Source organism: Dietzia cercidiphylli, assembly GCF_014145145.1.
Classification (GTDB): Bacteria; Actinomycetota; Actinomycetes; order Mycobacteriales; family Mycobacteriaceae; genus Dietzia; species Dietzia natronolimnaea.
Genome location: NZ_JAALEA010000229.1, coordinates 1 through 3,949 on the forward strand (window position 1 = coordinate 1; position 3,949 = coordinate 3,949).

4 protein-coding genes and 1 tRNA gene are annotated in these 3,949 nt (G+C 67.8%); 4 read left to right on the forward strand and 1 reads right to left on the reverse strand.

Going from position 1 to position 3,949, the window contains the following annotated elements:
- From G6028_RS08765 to G6028_RS08780, 4 genes are all read left to right on the forward strand, one after another.
- Positions 1-703, forward strand: a 703-nt coding sequence (locus tag G6028_RS08765; protein ID WP_182658650.1) for an FtsB family cell division protein, incomplete at its 5' end; no start/stop codon positions are given.
- Positions 700-1,251 (forward strand): DUF501 domain-containing protein, encoded by a 552-nt coding sequence (locus G6028_RS08770; RefSeq protein ID WP_182658651.1) that lies wholly within the window; start codon positions 700-702, stop codon positions 1,249-1,251. The genes G6028_RS08765 and G6028_RS08770, both read left to right, overlap by 4 nt.
- A complete protein-coding gene (locus G6028_RS08775; RefSeq protein ID WP_182658652.1) occupies positions 1,248-2,258 on the forward strand; it encodes a Ppx/GppA family phosphatase in 1,011 nt (336 codons plus the stop codon). The genes G6028_RS08770 and G6028_RS08775 overlap by 4 nt, the downstream gene beginning before the upstream one ends.
- Positions 2,259-2,319: 61 nt before the next feature.
- Positions 2,320-2,396, forward strand: a tRNA-Leu gene (locus tag G6028_RS08780).
- 422 nt (positions 2,397-2,818) lie between these two features.
- On the opposite strand, the gene G6028_RS08785 is transcribed toward G6028_RS08780, so the two are convergent.
- Positions 2,819-3,949: IS110 family RNA-guided transposase (locus G6028_RS08785; RefSeq protein ID WP_182658653.1), on the reverse strand; the 1,131-nt coding region annotated here is incomplete at its 5' end.

The following is a 3,949-nucleotide window of genomic DNA, read 5'->3' on the forward strand; positions in this document are numbered from 1 at the left end:
CACCCGCCGGCAGACGCCCCAGCGGCGCACGCCGAGCCGGGAGCGGGACCGGCCGGTGCCCGCCTCGGCCCGCTCCGGCAAGGTGGGCTTGACCGCGCATCCGGAGGCCCACCGGCTCACCACGCGGACCGATCTCTCGGACACCGTGCTGGGCCCGCGGAACTACACGCCTCGGCGGATCGGTCTCCTCGCCGTCGTCGCCATCATTCTCTTGGTGACGGTGTCGTTCCCCCTGCGCAATCACTACCAGTTCCTCTCGGACGAGAAGGCGGTGGCGCAGGAGCGGGCCGCGCTGCAGGCCACGATCGCCGAGCTCGAGGCCGAGGAGCAGTTGCTCGCCGATCCGGCGTACATCGAGCAGCAGGCCCGCATCCGCTTCGGCGCGGTCAAGCCGGGGGAGACCCCGTACCGGGTGAGCCCGGTGGATCCGGTGGAGCAGGCGGCGGCCGAGCAGCGGGCGGCCGAGCTGGCGGCGCTGCCGTGGCAGACGCGGGTGTGGGACTCCATCTCCGTGCCCGCCGATCCCATTTTCCCGGAGAACTCGAGTCTCCCGGGGGGTACGTCGGTGCTCGAGGGCACCAGCATCCCCGGCGGCCCCGATACCCCGGCCGTTCCGGTCGATCCCCAACGCGGGAATCTCGGCGTCGAGACCCCGGACGGCGACGCCCCTCAACCCCAACCACAGGAGGACCCCCCAGCGTGAGCGCCGAACACAGCGTGTCCAGTGACGATCTCGAGGCGATCGAGGCCCAGCTGGGCCGGCGGCCGCGCGGGGTGCTGGAGGTGTCCTATCGCAGCCCCGACGGCAGGCCCGGGGTGGTCAAGACCGCGCCGCGGCTCGAGGACGGTACTCCGTTCCCGACGCTGTACTACCTCACCGATCCGCGGCTCACCGCCGAGGCGAGCCGGCAGGAATCGGCGGGGATCATGAGGGGGATGACGACGAGGTTGACCTCCGACCCCGAGATGGCCCTCAACTACACCCAGGCGCATGAGCGGTATCTGTCCCAGCGCAACGAGATCGAGGACCTGGGCACCGACTTCTCTGGTGGCGGAATGCCCGAGCGGGTCAAGTGCCTGCACGTGCTGATGGCGTACGCGCTGGCCGAGGGGCCCGGCGTGGTGTGGCTGGGCGACGAGTCCGTGGCCCTGGCCTGCGAGGCCGGACTGCGCGGCAACGCGCTTCCTGAGGACTGGCCCACCCCCGAGGAGCTGGGCGTACCCGACTACTACGCGCAGGAGCAGGAGTGACCGCGACTGCTCCCGATGGCGCCGTCCGGGCAGGGCCTGTTCGTGTGGGCGCTGTGGACTGCGGCACCAACTCGATCCGACTACTCGTCGCCGAGGGAGTGCCCGGGCAGCCCGGGCTGACCGACGTCACCCGCGAGATGCGGATCATCCGGCTCGGCGAGGGCGTCGATGCGACCGGGAGGCTTTCCACGGAGGCGATCTCCCGGTGCCGCACCGCGCTCACTGACTATGCGGCCACCATGGCCGAGCTCGGCGTGCAGTCGGTGCGGATGGTCGCCACCTCCGCCACCCGCGATGCCCGTAACAAGGACGAGTTCTTCGGCATGACCGCCGAGGTGCTCGGCAAGCACTTCCCGGGCGCGCAGGCCGAGGTGATCTCCGGGCAGACCGAGGCCGAGCTAACCTTCGCCGGCGGGGTGATCGACCTTGACCCGACTGACGGGCCGTTCGTGGTGACCGACCTCGGTGGTGGGTCGACGGAGATCGTGGTGGGCGAGGTCGTCCGCGGCGATGTCCAGATCCTCGGGGCCCGCAGTCTTGACGTGGGCTGTGTGCGCCTCACCGAGCGGGTGCTGCACTCGGATCCGCCCACTGACGCTGAGATCGCCGAGGCGCGGTCCGTGATCGGCGACGCGCTCGCCGGGGCCGGCGACGTCCCCGTCGGCCTTGCCTCCCGCTGGGTGGGCGTGGCTGGCACCTTCACCACGTTGTCGGCGTTGGCGCAGGGGCTGGGGGAGTACGACCCCGAGCGGATTCACGGCAGCGTGATCCCGCTGGATCGCATGCGCGAGGTGTGCGACCGCCTGGTGGCGTCGTCTGTCACCGAACGGCGCAGTCTGGGCCCAATGCACCCGGGCCGCGCCGATGTGATCGGTGGGGGCTCCATTGTGGTCCAGGCGCTGTGTGATGTGATGGCAGAGCGCGCGGGGTTGTCCGAGCTCACGGTGAGTGAGAAGGACATCTTGGACGGGATCGCGATGTCGGTGTTGGCTCGTATGGTCGGCTAGCGTCGCTCGTTCGAACGTGGGCGCTCGCGCCCGGTTGGCCGCGGCTCGCCGCGGCTGGGAAGCCCCCATAGCCCAATTGGCAGAGGCAGACGGCTTAAAACCGTCAAAGTGTCGGTTCGAGTCCGACTGGGGGCACCACTTGAGCGTACTGGCGAGCCCCCGCACGGACGCTGAGGAGCTTCTTCCGCACGCACGACCGGAAGTGCACCGCCGCGGTTCCGCCGTCTCGGAAGTAGTGCTTCATGCGCTAGGTCACGACGCCGTCGGCCGCGTCATCGTCCGTGGACTTCACAGTGATGTGGACCCATGTGTATTTGACATCGCGGAGTTCTACGTCGCAGTTGTGCTCCCTCAACCCGAACTCGGCGACCGCGGGCAGGTCTCGTGCCGCGCGTCCCACTGGTCCGTGAGCTGCTTCGAGTAGAAGTGGTAGCCCGAGTCCGCGACAGCTCCGTCGCCATCGGTCCACGGGCGGTCGAGGCCGCGGTCGCAAACATCAGCTTCTGGGGGGGTGTCCCTATGAGGATTGTCAAGCGTTTTGCTGATGATTGGTGATCGCTTCAGGCCGCCGCGGCTACGTCGTTGGGTGCTGGCGGCTCGCGGTAGAACTCGCGGTTGGTCAGCATGGCGTAGATGACGTTGCTGCGGCGTCGTGCAAGGCACATGACGGCTGCGTTGTGCTTCTTTCCTTCGGCGCGTTTGCGCTGGTAGTAGGCCTGAGAGGGGCCATGGCAGTTGCTGGCGATCCAGGCGCTGCGGAACATGGCGTTCTTGAGGCGCTTGTTGCCACTACGAGCAGGGAATTCGCCCTTGATGGAGGTGCCGCTTCGTCTGGTCACCGGGGCGATACCGGCGTAAGCAGCGAGATGTGAGGCGGAGGCGAAGTCGCTGCAGTCGCCCACGGCCAGCAGGATGTTGGAGGCGGTCTTGATGCCGATGCCGGGCATCGAGATCAAGACCTCGGCAAGAGGGAATTCATCGAGCATCCCCTCGACCTGGCCAGCGATGGTCTCGCGCTGTTGCTGTAGCGCTTTGATGTTCGCGGCGAGCTGCGGGATGACCAACTCGGCAGCGTCGGTGCCGGGCACGGTGACCGTCTGTTCGGCCAGTGCCGCGAAGATTCGGTCGATGAGCTCGACCGGATCTTTTCTCGACCTGTTGCGGGCCCATTTGAGCACTCGGCCTCGGCCGGCTGCGGCGAGTTTGGTGGGTCCGCCGTAGTGGATGAGCAGGTCCAACACGATGGCTCGTGCCAGGATCTCACCGACGAGAACGCGCTCGAATGCCGGGTGGATCTGCGTCAGGACACTGCGCAGCCGGTTCTTGGCCCGGGTGCAGTCCCGAGCGATGTCGTCGTCGAAACCGGCGAGCATTTTCAGCGCTGAGAGCACCTCGCTATCGCGGTCCACCGCTCGCAGGGTGTGCGGCATTGTGCGGGCCGTGTCGGCGATGATGAACGCATCTCGGGCATCGGTTTTCGACCTACCTGGGTACAGGTCCGCGGCTTTGCGCATCGCAAGTCCTGGCAGGTAGGCGACCTCGCAACCGCAGTCACGGGCCACCGCGATGGGCAGCGCCCCGATCGTGTTGGGCTGGTCGACGATCATCAGCACCGGTCCATGCTGCTGAAGTTCGACGATAACTTTCCGCAGAGCGACTTCGTCTTGGACCAGGGGTTTGTCGTAGAGGCG